11 protein-coding genes are annotated in these 15,077 nt (G+C 30.5%); 9 read left to right on the top strand and 2 right to left on the bottom strand.

The features are described 5' to 3' along the window. The first annotated feature begins 37 nt into the window (after nucleotides 1-37). From J2Z24_RS06500 to J2Z24_RS06465, 8 genes are all read left to right on the top strand, one after another. Entirely contained in the window at nucleotides 38-4,090 is a 4,053-nt protein-coding gene (locus tag J2Z24_RS06500; RefSeq protein WP_035148997.1) for a hypothetical protein, read from the top strand. A 1-nt stretch (nucleotide 4,091) separates the two neighbouring features. Then, nucleotides 4,092-4,895 carry a hypothetical protein gene (locus J2Z24_RS06495; RefSeq protein WP_035149000.1) on the top strand — a complete coding sequence of 268 codons (804 nt, stop codon included), beginning with the start codon at nucleotides 4,092-4,094 and terminating at the stop codon, nucleotides 4,893-4,895. Continuing rightward, nucleotides 4,882-6,036, top strand: a complete 1,155-nt coding sequence (locus J2Z24_RS06490; protein WP_035149002.1) for a hypothetical protein — start codon at nucleotides 4,882-4,884, stop codon at nucleotides 6,034-6,036. The genes J2Z24_RS06495 and J2Z24_RS06490 overlap by 14 nt, the downstream gene beginning before the upstream one ends. 26 nt (nucleotides 6,037-6,062) lie before the next feature. Further along, nucleotides 6,063-6,929, top strand: coding sequence for a hypothetical protein (locus tag J2Z24_RS06485; protein WP_035149004.1), 867 nt, complete (start codon nucleotides 6,063-6,065; stop codon nucleotides 6,927-6,929). Between the two features lie 20 nt (nucleotides 6,930-6,949). Then, nucleotides 6,950-8,632 (top strand): helicase HerA domain-containing protein, encoded by a 1,683-nt coding sequence (locus tag J2Z24_RS06480; protein ID WP_035149006.1) that lies wholly within the window; start codon nucleotides 6,950-6,952, stop codon nucleotides 8,630-8,632. Then, nucleotides 8,625-9,281, top strand: coding sequence for a hypothetical protein (locus J2Z24_RS06475; protein ID WP_035149007.1), 657 nt, complete (start codon nucleotides 8,625-8,627; stop codon nucleotides 9,279-9,281). The genes J2Z24_RS06480 and J2Z24_RS06475 overlap by 8 nt, the downstream gene beginning before the upstream one ends. 5 nt (nucleotides 9,282-9,286) lie before the next feature. Beyond that, nucleotides 9,287-10,744: a serine/threonine-protein kinase gene (locus tag J2Z24_RS06470; RefSeq protein WP_035149010.1), complete on the top strand. Its 1,458-nt coding sequence runs from the start codon at nucleotides 9,287-9,289 to the stop codon at nucleotides 10,742-10,744. Nucleotides 10,745-11,020: 276 nt separating this feature from the next. Further along, the gene (locus J2Z24_RS06465) at nucleotides 11,021-11,350 is read left to right on the top strand and encodes a DUF2538 family protein (protein ID WP_035149012.1); all 330 of its coding nucleotides are present in this window, start codon (nucleotides 11,021-11,023) and stop codon (nucleotides 11,348-11,350) included. 50 nt (nucleotides 11,351-11,400) lie between these two features. Here J2Z24_RS06465 and J2Z24_RS06460 read toward each other — a convergent pair whose 3' ends face one another. Beyond that, a complete protein-coding gene (locus tag J2Z24_RS06460) occupies nucleotides 11,401-12,321 on the bottom strand; it encodes a tyrosine-type recombinase/integrase (protein ID WP_035149013.1) in 921 nt (306 codons plus the stop codon). Nucleotides 12,322-12,769: 448 nt separating this feature from the next. On the opposite strand from J2Z24_RS06460, the gene J2Z24_RS06455 reads away from it, so the two are divergent. Then, complete coding sequence (locus tag J2Z24_RS06455) at nucleotides 12,770-14,650, top strand: hypothetical protein (protein WP_035149015.1); 1,881 nt, start codon at nucleotides 12,770-12,772, stop codon at nucleotides 14,648-14,650. A 134-nt stretch (nucleotides 14,651-14,784) separates the two neighbouring features. Here the strand turns inward: J2Z24_RS06455 and J2Z24_RS06450 are convergent, their stop codons facing one another. Then, on the bottom strand, nucleotides 14,785-15,063 hold the full coding sequence (locus tag J2Z24_RS06450; RefSeq protein WP_035149018.1) for a hypothetical protein: 279 nt from the start codon (nucleotides 15,061-15,063) through the stop codon (nucleotides 14,785-14,787). Nucleotides 15,064-15,077 lie beyond the last annotated feature (14 nt).

Here is a 15,077-nt window from a genome sequence, read left to right as displayed (position 1 = left end):
CTTATAAATATATATATGTTATGAGGAGGAGAAGTTTATGCCTATTTGGTCATATGATGGAACCAGTGAATTTCCACTTATGCAGCCATTGGTTGGACAGAATGAATTTTATAATATATTTAAGTCTTTCACAAAGTCAATGAAAACAGCAGGTAAAGCAACAATATTCCCCCTGATTGCAGTTTGGGGTGTTGGTAAGTCCAGAAATGGATTTGAAGTAGTAGCAGAGCCTATGGGACTAGATAAAGGTTGGATTATAACAGAGGATGGAGAACAAAAAAATGTAAGAATATTTGAGCCTAATTTTGCTGATAAAGTCTTACCTATTTATATTAGATATTCGCAAATGGCACATGATTATTTGATTGGGGATACATGGGTTGCGTTTGGTATTTATACCGCATTAAATTACTTATCAAATGAGCCTGATGACAGTATCCAAGGAAAGATTATCAAAGAATTACAGAACAATTTAGAGCCTATGGGATTTGATAAGGATAAGTTGAAAAATATTTTAAATGCAGATGGTATTGATATAGATGACTTGGTAAGTGATATATCTTTATTGGATAAAACAGTAAGAGCAGCATTGGATTATATCAAGAAATTTCAAATGGAGCATGTGCTAATTGTATGTGATGAATTAGAAACAGAAGGTGAAATCAGTAAATACGGAATCGAAAAAGATGAAGAAATCCGAAGAAAAGTAGATGGCAAGGCTATTAATATATTAACAAAGGCTATAAAACATGAAGACCCAAGAAAGAAATATCCTGATGTATCATTTCTATTATTGTGTTCTCCAGTGATAGGTGACTCAATACAAGACATTGGAGCATTGGATAGAAGAACTGAACTATATGAAATGACACAAAATTCTTTTGCTGATATATCTGATTATATAGCATACTTACAATCTGAAGGAGTTGCTCCTAAATACCCAGATGGACTTATAGAGGCCGCATATACAATTGCTGGAGGCAACTTTGGATGGTTTAATGTAATTATGGCAAGTGTTGATGAGTACCTGAAAAATAATTCAAGTAGTGATGTTGGAGAAATATTTGAAAGTCTAATAAAATCGAGCAGTAGATTTCAGAAAAAACTTATTGATAAAGATTCTTTTGAATATATAAAATGTGATGATCAATACCGCCATATCATAAAAAATGCACTGCTAAGGCAATTACCAGTTGTGAAATTCCAATATGCTGATACAGAATTAAAGGCGTTATTAGACAGTAGGGCAGAAGATGGAGAGAAGTTATTTAAGGAATTCTTTATTGTAAAACTAAGAAAAGATGACTTAGCATCATTCTTAGTTTCAGTAGGATATAAGAGGGATACAGAAAGTGTGTTTATAAATGATTTGGGCAATAAGTTTGACCTGAATATCCTACTAAAAAGCCTTAAAACTTATTCTCTCAATGTTAAAGATAATGAGTATATTGTAGGGGCGGATAAAGAGACTTTTTTAGATCAGATAAGAACTTTATATCCAAAGGATGACGCAGAAGATGCTGCGAAATATATCTTTGAATATATTGAGAATGAAATCAATAGAGAAAATAGACAAGTAGCAGAATATGTAGGACCAAACTTTGCTTATTTATACAGGTTAAATAAGAGATATAGAGTTGACAAAGGAGATTTTGGATATCTTTTAGATGCTGATGCTAATAAAAAAGCAGAAGAAAAAATTGAAGAAGTACGAAAAGATAAATTAAAGGAAGTAAGACGAATTCTGACAGGAGCAGCAAGGGTATTGGAAATAACTTATCCGTTGGAAGAGTCTTATTCAAATATTGACGGTGTAGATATCATAAGAACAAAGGTAAATGAAGGACCATTTCTTGATATTCATCCAAATAATATTGTAGATATTATTTGGGGAAAAGAAGAGGATAAAGTTTTAAATGTTCTTGGTGATAGTAAGTTGTTGAAAGATGGGGTTCATCCTATTTTCGTAGTTTCTGACACTATATTAACAGATGAGTTTAAAAATAAAATCAAGAGAACTATACCAGAAATATACAAGTGCATAATATTTAGTAATATTACTAGAATGCATAAAGAAATATTAGAAATAATGTCTTTGGATAAAGAGATTATTGATTTTAGACCGGTTTCCAATAAGACAACTACAATCTTCCGAGAAAAGATATATAAGATTCGTGAGAATTTTAATTTAGCAGCACAATCATGGTTTGAAAGAATTGATAGTGAGGGCTGGATAATAAGACCGATAATGCAAAAGAAGCATGAAGACTCACAAATAGAATTAATGGCAAGGTCATACGCAACAATGCTTATAAATAATGCAACCTATGAGGAATTAGGAGAAAAAGACGAGATAAAGTTAAAAGAAGGGGAATTCTCTGATTTATCCAGTTATCTAAGGAATACCGCTATTGGAAAAGCACTTGAGAATAAAGGATATAAGGATTTGAACCTATTCATTAAGGATCATGACACCTATGAGATAGGGGTACCTACCTGTATGATCAATATATTAAAATTCATGGGTGAAACAAAAAAATCAGAGTATGACTTTATTAAGAGTTTCTTCTTTAGTTGTGACCAGAAAGTGAACTACAAAAAGATGTTAGACCAGTGGATTAAATTCTTAATATCTCTTAAATTAATATACTTAGAAGACGGGATGTATAGAAAGATTACAAAATATAAATTAGAGACAAAACTTAACGAAGCAGAAGCATGGCTATCAGATGATTGTATAAAAGAAATCGAAAACATGAAGAAATTAATTGACGGTGGTTATCTAACTATCCTTAATGGACAATTACTAGAATACAAAGAGAAGTATATTGATGTTTCTAAGAATTTAATTGAAGAAATTGACTTGAATCTATTACTAAATATGAATGAAGACACAGTTGCTAACTGGTCTGATACATTAGGCAAAATTGATAAACTTTATGAATTATGTAATCAAGTATATGATAAGGAAAAATATGAATCTATTACATCATATAATCAAACAGTTGTTAAAGGGCTTAATATATCAGATACAAATACGCCTTTATGGTATAGAGTAAGGCACATAAAGTTATTCCTTGAATTTGTAGGAAAGTTGAAAAATGTTGCATCAAAAATGACTAGAGAAAAAATAAAGGAACTAAAGAATCACAGCACATATGAAGGACACACTTTGCCTCTCTCTCCAATTACAAACATACTAGATAGATGTGCTAGGGAGTTAGAATATGCAACTGATTATAAGGAGTTGGAGAAGTCTACATTACCTACTATGGTAAATATATCTGATAGTTTGGCGTATAGACTCTCTATGGGTAACTATATTGGTGCAATAGAAAGAATAGAAGATATTTTGAATGAGGTAGGTATTGATGCAAGTGATGAAGAGAATCTAAAGTGGAGTGATAAAGGGGTTATAGGAACATACAAAACTATTTATGAAAAATACAAAGAGATAATAGATACTTATGAAAATGAACTAGAAAAAGCGAAACATTGGGTAAATTATTTTAATGACTCTCCAGCATCAGTTAAAGCATTTCCTGACATTAATAACTTAAAGACCTACGCAGACAGGTTAGAGATTTTTGTTGATGCTGGGCTTGAGCAAGGAGTAGATGAAAAAGAACAAGAACTTATGAAAAAGCCTAAAGAATTCTTAAAATATCTTGAAGAGGCTATTAAAGACATGGCTGGTTATGCAGATTTAATCTCATCACACAAAAAGAATGTAATGGAGAAAGCCAAATATGAAAGAAGTATGATGTTTGATGATAACCTTATAAAAGTTATGGATAAGATTAGAAAAAGTGTAGGGAAAAAAGTAGTTTCAATTAGCATTGATAGACAATTGTATCCAACTGAAGATAAATACTCTGAAACATTAAAAAATGTTCAAAATCAATTAAAGGAGTTTAGAGATGAAGGAGAAAAGTTCTTTATAGAGTCTCCGATTGCTAAAAAAACAACATTTGATTTCTTTAAAACTGTTGTTATAAAAGAAGGGGATATAGATTGGTCCCAACATACAGAAGAACAGAAAGAGTTGGAAGGACTAAAATTAGTTAAGTCTACTGTGAAGGTGTTGTAATATGATTTATATTTTAGAAGAGTTTAAAAAAAGAACAGAATATAAAATTCTAAGTAACTTCATATCTACAACTGAATTATTATTGGGTGAACTAGGCCAAGGGTGCCTAGTCTTACCCGGCTATGTTCTAAATAAAATGTGTAAACAAGATATTCTTAGGATAGAGAGTTGGTTGGAAAATCGTAATAATCAACTTATTCTGTTACCGTCTTGGATTGAAATTAAATTGGACAAAATATTTCAATTAAGTGTAGGGGTAAGTATCACTAAAGTAGAACAAAGAGAATATAAAGGTTTACCAGTAGAATACAAAATAGAAGGTCATTCTAAGGATGTAATTTACCTTATGGATGGAGATGTACTAGGAATAAATATAAGAAAGAATACTGGTACGGGAGTAATAACAATAATTACTTTGCCTTTATTAGATTATAGATTAACTGAAAAAGTAGATATAATGCAGGAACTATTTCTTAAACTACTTATTCCTACAGCCTCAAAACCAATATATGAGAAACCTAAAGAAAAAGAGCCTTTTCAGTTAAATAATAACCATACATACTTAATTATTCTTAAAGCAGCAGGGATTCAACTAGAAAACTGTATAGAACAGGTAAATAAATATTTTAACTATGATATTTCAAAAGACGAATTAATTAAATATGCAGATGAACTTGTTCAGAATCATTATATAGAGAATGATAAATTAACTCAAAGGGCATTTGATTACATTGAAAATAAGAAGTTGAAGTCTTTTATCAGAGTTATTAAAGAAAGAAGGGACAAAGAAAATGAGTGGGAATAAAAGTACGCCCATATCCCAAAGTATAGTAGCCAACATTCAATTAGGGCTACCTGCTACTGTTTCTAAATTATCATCAAAAATGCGATTTATTGATAAGATAGCACCTATATTAAAAGAGGGCGGAGTAATAAGAGACATTGACCTAATTGATCCACTTACAATTAAGGCATCAGGTATAGCCACGGTAAATAAAACAACAGAAGCATTTGGTGGCATGTTATATGTAGCAGGTGCAGTAAGACAAGATATTTTAATTGATAGAAATTCTATTTATGAAACAAAGCAAGATAGTATAGTTGATGTAGATGAAATAGATGACTTAGATGCAACGAAGAAGTTAAAGTTTATAGATATTATAAATGCCTATAAATTACTAGAAGATATCTTTAGCAATGATGATAGACCAGATCTAGTAATTGTTGATACACCTTTGATGCTAGAGAGAGCAGATTCACCACTTTCTGATAGGATTGATGTCATCAATCTTTATGAAAGATGTAAGAAAACAATTGAGAACTTTTGGCAGCAAAATAAAGATAAGATATATCCTTTTAGTGAATATGGTGTTAAGATAGCCTCTGTCGGTAACAAAAGATTTGGGGCAATTGTCTTTGCACTATCAGATGAAAATATCCAATATGTTAATGATAAAATCAATGATGAAGTTGTTGGTAAAATAAATATTCATATGAATAAATTAAAAGATGTAGGCATTAAGAGATTACTAAAGGGCATATTGGTCAAAAGAACCAGAACCGCTGCATTCCAGTTTGATGGAATAAATAAGGACAATAGATTAGAGCCTGAAACATTAAGAAGCATGGGGCTTACAGGAATGCATATAAAGGCAGGAAGTCACACTCCACCGTTATTAGTGGAGGTTATGGGAGGGGTAAAAGATTGGGATACCCAAAAACTCGATCAGTTAGCAGCAGAGATCATTTCGCTAACAACTTTTGATCAAAAAAAAGCATTACCAATATCTTTATGGTATGCAAAGTATGCATTAAAACCGTTAGAGGCACAGGATAATGGGCAGAACGCATTACTTAAAGTATATAAAGGTCAGGTAAGACATATGCTTCAGAGCCAAGATTTAGAAAAGGTTTGGAAAGAAGACTTTGACGCTTTTGAAGAATAGTAGATTTAAAAAAAGGGGGGGAGATTATGAAGGAACAGCAAATTAGAAGATATAATTGGGTTGATGTAAGAGAATATGCTAGAGAAATATTCTGGAACTATGATTATGAATTGTCTTGGGCAGAAGATATGTGGAATATTTTAATGTTTAATTCGCCAGTGGATAGTTCGGTAGTAGCAACATCAAGACTTGTAGATGAGGATGTAGGTGATATATTAATATGGCTAACTGCCATGTATGATTTATATTTCGATTATAAGGTTCATATTGATCATGAAAGTGTAACAGATGAAAGAATTGATGAGTTTTTATATCGTATAGATTATTGGGAAAGGTATGTGTACAGATATCTGTATGATAAGATACACAATGATGATTTGACATTTGAAAGTTTAGAATATGAGCCAAGTGATTTCGATAACAATGAAGACTATGAGGAATATGTTGAGGAACAATTATCTTCATTTAATTCAGAATCTCCTTCTTATGAAGTCATAAATTCTGAAATTGAGGTTAGAAGAGATTACATAGTTGATAAAATTGAAAAATATTTTAAGGAATCATTTTGTATACTGAAATTTATGGCAGGATACCACTACTGTGAGAAGTATCTTAAACATGAAGATAAGGTAAAACAAATAAACAAAGACTTTAGTAATGGAATACAGGTAATACAAAGTAAGATTGACCAAGCCAGTGATAGAGAGGAAACTTATAAATTTGAAGAAGAGAAAAGAGTTCTTGAGAACGAGTGGGAAGAACAACTAGAAGAACTCGAGAGTGATCTTCCTATATCACTTAGGGGACTAGAAATAATAAGTTTTGAAGATGCACTAATTGGAGATATACCTTATACATATAACTGGATTGAATCTGGAATGTATCGCCTATAGAGGATGGAGGGATGTTTAACATGGATAAATATATAGGGAAATTAATAGGAAATACTGGAGACCCTAGTAATATTAAGATAGCCTTAGAGAATAGTTTTTCTGCTAAACGAGGTGAATTTGTAAAAATAAAGCATACAGAAACTGAAGAAGAAGGCGAGATTTATGTATTAGGAAGAATCGTGGCAGTTTCCAGAAGTAATATACTTTATAATTCAAACATGGGTGATGGTTTAACAGAGTTAGAGATTTTACCCGGAGCATCAATTACAGGTGAAACTCTATATGGAACGATACAACTTGTAGGTTATAGAGATAGTTTAGGAAGAATTAAAATACCAAGGAGACCACTAAATCCGGGGGAAAAGGTGTTTGGAGTTGATTATGAGTTTTTGGCTAAGTTTTATAAGTTTGATGAAAATACGAGTATAAACATTGGAAATCTAATTGGTTATGAAAAGGGAGAAAATATAGTCCCAGTATATCTTGATGTAAATAAACTTGTAACAGAACACCTTGCTGTACTTGCTATGACTGGTTCAGGAAAATCCTATACAGTAGGAAGAGTAATCGAAAAATTAGTTGCCGAGATGAATGGTACAGTAGTTGTTTTTGATGTACATGGAGAATATGGGAAAGCCTTTAATAAGGGAAACATTCATTTCAATGATAATTTAAAAGATATTGAAGACCCTGAAGAACTTAATAGTATAAAGAAAATACAAGAAACTTTACAAAAACTGCTACAAGCAGGTGGAGGAATAAAAGTATATACACCTCAAATGGATTCTTTTGATTATAAGTATTCCAGTAAAAACATCCATCTATCACTCCAGTTTGATAGATTTGATATGGATGATTTATCATCTGTATTACCGGGATTAACTGAACCACAGCAGAGGGTCATTGATGTGGCAATAAGATACTGGAAGACTAAATATGATAAAGGTTATAGAGATATTCAGGATCTAATTTATTTATTAACAGATAGTGGATTGGAAGAATTAAAGCATTGGGACAAACTAACGGAGGGTGAGGCTAATGCTTTAAATAACAGAAGTGCAGCAGTAGTATCAATGAAGTTAAGCAGAATGATTAATGAAGCAAGAAGTTTTTACACAAGAGCCAAAGGAGAACCGACTGATATTTATAAAATGATAGGTGAAAAAGGAAATAGAGTAGGGCGTTTAGTAATAGTAGATCTTCAGGGATTATCTGATGATGCTAAACAAATTATTACGGCTTTAATATCAAGTGAAATAATGAGAGCAGCAGCGGATAAAGAAAGACAGACCAGACCAGCGTTTCTAGTATATGAAGAAGGACATAACTTTGCACCTGCGGGTATGCCGTGTATTTCTAAGAAAATTATTAAGAAAATAGCAGCCGAGGGTAGAAAGTTTGGAGTCGGATTTTCAATTATATCACAAAGACCATCAAAGTTAGACCCTGATGTTACTTCACAATGCAACACTATTATAACTATGAGACTAAAAAATCCTGATGATCAACGATTTATTGCAAAAACATCAGACATGTTCTCAAAGTCTGATATTGAGGAATTACCATCTTTATCTACTGGGGAAGCCTTAATTTGCGGTAGGTCTATTCCTGCTCCTTTATTAGTTAAGATAGGAACTAAGGCATTACTACATGGAGGAGAGTCGCCGGAAGTAATTGTTGAATGGGGTAGTTTCAATGGTTAATAAAGACATTGAGAGTTTCATTAGAGAAGAATTTAAAACGGGTATTGTAAGGGAAAAACTATTTCCTATGATGACTAAGTTTGGAGTGAGAGATTATTCTGAAACTGTTCATTCTTTAGGATTAAATTATATTACAGCAATTGGTAGGGAATTTAATGAAGTAGTTTCTCTTTCGGAATATCCGGTATATCCTCATGTTGCTATTAAGGGTTATAATGAATTCAAAATAGCAGAAAATAACGAAGTGTATGGAGTATCGAAAGCAAATATAATTAGTCAAGTGAGACCGGACTCTGTTTGGTTTGATAAATTTGAGAATACTCCAGTATTAATATGTGAGTTTGAAAGGTATGAAAACAACAGAAGAAAAGACAAGATGCTTAAAGAAAAAATTCAAAACTTATTAGTAGCATATCACCAGTTAGGCTCTAATGTACCCTATATTCTATTTGTATATTGGAGTTATTCAGGTATTGCAGCAGAAGGCATCTCGGAATACATTTCTATATTAGATGATGGATTTAAAACATCAGATGGCAAAAATGTTGCAGGTATTAATAGTAGAAGAACTAAATATTTAGTGTATCATGCTATTGCAAAAGGAAATAAAGAAAATCTTACAATAAATCAATGGGTTTCAATAAGGTGATTTTTATGGGAAAAAAAGCAGTGAACTTTAGACCAAAAGAAAATACAAAAATAGGCAACAAATATATTATTCAAGAGTATATTGATTCAGGTACATTTGGCACAGTCTGGAAGGCGATAAATTTAGAAACAAGTCAAGTAATCGCATTGAAAATACCCAAGAATCAAGAACGAGGGGACGAAACTCTTTCTGAAGGTAAAAGACTTTTGAATTATAAACATCCAAACATAATTCAACTGCATTGGATGGGAAGAGTTGAAAATACAGGAATATTCGTAATCGAGATGGAGTATTTCAATGGCAGGAAATTGTCAGATGATATGAATTTGAATAAATTCAATAATCCTAAGACATTTGAGCAGGTATTTGAATTGTACTTTAAAGTATTGAATGCTATAAAATATTTGCATACATTAAAAATAAGTCATGGGGATATAAAACCACAAAATATAATGATTGATGGGGATTCTGTTAAAGTAACCGATTTTGGGACTAGTAAGTTTATTGAGAATATTTTTATTAATACAGTAGATGGTGGAGGTACTTGGTCATATATGGCTCCAGAGGTTGCTGGTTCTAAGAAAAGACATTTGAATTCCGATATATACTCTCTTGGAGTTTTACTTTATCAACTACTTACTGGAAGAACCCCTCATAGGACAGCGATACAACTTTTAGAAAATTTGCCATATCCGAAGCCTAGAGAAATTAATGATAATATTTCTGTTGAACTAGAACAGGTTATAATAAGGGCATTAGATAGAAATCCAGAAGAGAGATATTTAACAGTACAAGATTTAGAAGATGATATTAGGAAAGTAATTACTGAAAAGAACAAAACTCTTGTACTGTATGAAAGGTCCAAAGATTTAACAGATAAAGTAAAAGATAGGGACTGGCTTGATATCTTGATTAGTTATTATAACAAAGATGACTATGAGTCAGCAGAGTTATTATTGAAGAATAAAATTGAAAATAATGTAAAAATCCCAGATGTTTATTATCATCTAGCCTATGTTTATGTGAAGCAAGGTAGGTATTATGACGCATTGAAACATATTAAATTAGTTAATGTAAGTGACATTGAAAATATTAGACAAGATGCTTTTGAAGACACGGTAAATTATTTAAAGGCACGAATATATCTTGAATTAAAAGAGTATGACAAGTCTATTCATTTATATGATCAATTGGTAAACAAAAATCCAGAAAATATTGATTATAGATACAAGTTGGCTTGTGTTTATGCTCTCAATTATCATGAGGATAAGGCAATTGAAATACTAGAAAATATCAATAAAGAAACCCCCGGAATACTTGCAGTAGTGAAAAAGTTAGGTCATGCATATGATCAAATCAAAACTTATGGTAAGGCCAGAGGTTATTATAATTTTGCTTTGAGATTAGACCCGGAAGATGAAAAGATAAAAGAAAGACTAGAAATTTATAAAAAATATTTATAAAAAATATGAGATGATAATTTGACATACTGTTTTATAAGGTTATACTATTAATACTTTAAGTACCGCAGTGCAACGGAGGTACTTGAAGTTAAATAAAAAGAGTAAGTTTTACCCTTCATCTGCACTGCGGTACAGATGAAGTATTAATAATCATATATTTATGAATATGTATTTTTGCTTTATTGACCATAGTTTGGAGATCAATTTACACAAGGTATATTGTATAACATTTTCAAAGTAAAGAATGATAGATTTTTTAAGTTGGAGGAAAAGTACATGTATTTTATTTCTACAGAACACAAAAAGAATTTTAATTTCCTATTTGATCAATATGGAAAGAAGGGAGAACCTAATTATGAATCTGCTTACTATGTTTTAGCATTGCCGCAGATATATGAAAAGGCCCAAAAGTACATAACAAATGGGAGGATAGACTTTATAGAATTATTTAATGTTGAAAAATTTGAGGAAGAAAGTTCATATTTAATTCAAGTTGCAGGTAATTTGTTTAATGCAAGTTTTACTTTTAATTTAAACCATTATCTGAAACTAGAGCAATCTTATTATAGAGTTTTTTTACAGGTGCTAGATATCAGGAGAGGATAAGTCCTCTCTTTTGTTTTGATATTAAAAAAGGGGATTCAACTAATGAACCCCTAAATTTTGGAAATGGCATCTTCACGAGATTTTTTGTCCGCAGTAGTATATAGTTGTGTAGTGGTAATACTAGAGTGACCTGCTAAACTAGCAACGGTACTTATATCTGTTACTTGTAACAGTTGCTTACAGAAATAATGTCTGTATGAGTGTACTGTATAATGAGTGTCTAATTGCAATTTCTGATGATATCCCATCACAATGCGGTAGATTCCGTTTGAGGTAAATTTATCTTTTCTCTCTGAAATCAATAGATATGGGCTATCAATTTTTTTTCGGTTCCGAATCTCCATCCAATTTATAATAGCAATTCTTACATCCTTATGCAAAGGAATACTTCGTGCCTTATTGCCTTTGCCGCCTCTTATTAAAATCTCACCTGTGCGTGGAGTGTCAATATTTTCACTCATATTCATGGAAATATCTTCCAAAGTTAATGCAACGAGTTCACTGACTCTAACCCCACACTTGCTTAATAATTCCATAATTAGGATATGGAGTGGATTACCATGCCTATAATATAATCTACGCAAAGCCCTAAAAGTCTTTTCGTCAAATGCTTTAGGCTCCCGTATTCTTCCATCACTTATCTTCTTAATCTTAGCGGATGGATCTTTCTCAATAACCTTTGCAAGATAAAGATAAGAGAAATAAGCCTTCAAACTTGCTATACGAATATTTATAGATGCAACACCTAAACGCAAATTATTTTGGCAGTAACTGCGATAATCTTGTATATCTATTGTTGTAATAATTTTTGGATCAAACTTATCCGTTTCCATTTGCTCAAAGTATTCGATAAACAATATTACATTATCAATGTAATTATTGATAGTTCTTATAGATTTATCGTTCTCAATCAAATACTCTTTAAACTCATTCAAGTAATACTTTTCCATATATAAATCCCTTTTCGGCATCCTTAACATCTCCTTTTTATTTTTAGTAAATGCAATATAGAGAATCTTTAAGAATACTTTCAAGTTTTAAATATCATATATAGAATTTCTTAAAAATGAAGTAGATAAAGTTATGTTGAGAATTTTTTATGAGATAATTGATACTTTTTTATATAAAACTTATTAATAATGTTGATAACTCGCAGCCTATTTGTAGTTAGGCGCCAAGATTAGAGAAACTGCTTTTTAAAATTATTACATTATAATAATCTTTAATTTAGAGTTAAAGATTGATATCATTAGGATAATTAATATATTTTAGACAGTTGTTAGAGTAAATTTATTGAAAACAAGAAACTTTTTAAAAATCTTATATTTCACTAATAAGTGGAACTGTGATTTTAGAGTAGATAAATTGATATACCTTAAACTAATCATTAAGATAAAAATAAAATCTAATGGAGGAAATATGAGTAGAGTAAAGAGAATTAATGAGAAAATACTATTCGTAAGAGATTATTGGAATCAACTTCATTATGGAAAAGTAGATTTTTTTGATAACGCTTATATTGTTGATTTGAAATCAATATTAGTAGATCTAAATGATACAATAAAACGAGTAAGGTACTATAAGCCAAGATCAGGTAGACTGAACTATGGAGATTTGCCGTATATCTGTGAGGAGTTTATCCTTTTTTACAAATGCACTTATTTCACAAAAAGTAGTTTATCTAGTAAATTATCAATCATTAAGACAGAGATTGAATTAAATAAGGGTTTTGACAGTATAGAAGTAAAGAAAATAAATCAATATATAAAATCCATGAATAAAATTATTAATAATATAGAATGGTGCATCTCAAGGATTGAAAACGATAACAATTACTTTAATATGATACTTAAAGAAGTACAGTTTATATGTTTAAATAACTGTAAATTAAAATCAGAAATAGAAACCTTAAAAGTATACTTATCAGAGTTAATGTCTGCAGGTTATGAAGAAGGGAAGTCCTCCGACTATCTAAATAAATTATTTGAAGTATTAGATTATAACCGAATTGCTCTATGCAATATTAAGAACTTTTTGTTGTTACCATTAGACAAAGATAAGAAAAAAATTACTTATATTTTCTCAATCAAAAATTTATATAAGCAACAACCAATAAGAGTAGGCAATGTACTTATATATAACCCTATGCGTAAGGATCTGTTAGAATATATGGCAAAAGAAAAATGGTACGAAGAAGATTATTATTTATTGACAAGGGAAAAGCAAGAAATTTTTGATAAATATAATATAAGAGAAGGTGGATGTGGATATCCAGATGATAAGTATAATGAATACATACTTTGGACAAATTGTCATGCTAGAATCTCAATAATGGCCTCTAATGTAAGAGAAGGATTAGATAGAGCAAAACAAGAGATTGAAGATATGCTGAATATAATTTGCTATAGTAACAAATCAAATTTGAAAAATATTGAAATTCAAGAGAGTTATGCTGCGTTTGATGAAGAACAAAAAGAATGCATCTCTCCCCTTTGGATCCAAGATAAAGAAGTATGTCCGTCTTATTATGTAAGGGGAGTTGATGAGGATTTAAAAGAAAGTGTTTCGGATTTAAATAGTTCATTAAATAAAATTTTATCTCTCAATAATAAAGAGTTATTAACAAAGGCAATATATTGGTATAATAATTCTATCAATAATAAAGACATTCATATAAGATACCTTAGTTGTTTCATTAGTATTGAGACATTACTTACAGCCTCAACAGAATATCATACCATTAAGGATAAACTATTGAATATTGTTCCAGATATAATTATAATGAGTGCTTATTATAATGAACTAATTTACATATGTAGATATTTTAGGAATGTATTTTCTAGTATTAATAGAAAGTACAAAAATATCCCACAAGATATTACATCAATAGAAGGACTTGAGAATTTTTTGGTTAGTACAAATTTAAATGCTTTTAGAAATAATTTCTCAATCTTCTATAGATATTGCGAAAGCCCATATATAAAATCATTAATGATAAAATATAAAAGAATATATAGTGATGAAAGATTTAGAAGAAATGCCATTAATGACTTGAGAACGAAGTTAATTTTTGTTTTTTCCAGAATTTATAGATTTAGAAATCAAATTGTTCATAAAGGAGAAATAAACAGGTATCAGATTAAGCAGAATGCAGAATTTTTAAGGTATTCAGCATACATACTGTTGGAAGTAGCAATTAATGATATAAAGACTGGAGATGTTGATGAAGATATTGTAAGAAAAATATCTAACAATCAAATTAAGAACCATTTAAACAATTGGATTAATTCATTTATTTAGATATAAGATCAATCAATGGAGTTTATTATTGAATCAATTACATTGATTCAATATATAATAAGCAAGAAAAATGGACATTGTTGTCCATTTTTTTGTTGAGAAAATAAATATAAGTATTCTTAGCATACTTTAACTCATGCTATAGTTGCACGGTATCCAAAAATGGCAAAAACAGCATGAAATAAAATACCGAAAAAAATGTGTTGCAACATATATGGTCGAGTATTAGGCGTCATCCAAACACAATAAAGATAAATAATATATGGTATTATCCATGACTTAAAATAAATTTTTTTAAAGTTTTCTCTAAACTCCTTAGACCATTTATGCTGTAGATGTCCAGTTAAAACATTAAAAATAGTAATATAAGTAATTAGCAAAATAAAGATCCCTTCTAAGTACGCTTCTATCATCAAATCCCTCCATA

This window comes from Clostridium tetanomorphum (assembly GCF_017873215.1).
Lineage (GTDB): Bacteria > Bacillota > Clostridia > Clostridiales > Clostridiaceae > Clostridium_AO > Clostridium_AO tetanomorphum.
This window is presented reverse-complemented; position numbering and strand designations above follow the sequence as displayed.